1 rRNA gene is annotated in these 379 nt (G+C 59.4%); it reads right to left on the minus strand.

The annotated features are described in order from the left end of the window. Nucleotides 1-6: 6 nt before the first annotated feature. Nucleotides 7-379: ribosomal RNA gene (locus CBF90_RS17065) — 16S ribosomal RNA — on the minus strand; the annotation flags it as partial.

Below are 379 nucleotides of genomic sequence, written 5' to 3' on the forward strand. Positions count from 1 at the left end.
CCTTAGAAAGGAGGTGATCCAGCCGCACCTTCCGGTACGGCTACCTTGTTACGACTTCGTCCCAATCGCCAGCCCCACCTTCGACGGCTCCCTCCACAAGGGTTGGGCCACCGGCTTCGGGTGTTGCCGACTTTCGTGACGTGACGGGCGGTGTACAAGGCCCGGGAACGTATTCACCGCAGCGTTGCTGATCTGCGATTACTAGCGACTCCGACTTCATGGGGTCGAGTTGCAGACCCCAATCCGAACTGAGACCGGCTTTTTGGGATTCGCTCCCCCTCACGGGATCGCAGCCCTTTGTACCGGCCATTGTAGCATGCGTGAAGCCCTGGACATAAGGGGCATGATGACTTGACGTCATCCCCACCTTCCTCCGAGT

The sequence above is a fragment of the Microbacterium sp. AISO3 genome (genome assembly GCF_002204305.1).
GTDB classification, from domain to species: Bacteria; Actinomycetota; Actinomycetes; order Actinomycetales; family Microbacteriaceae; genus Microbacterium; species Microbacterium arborescens.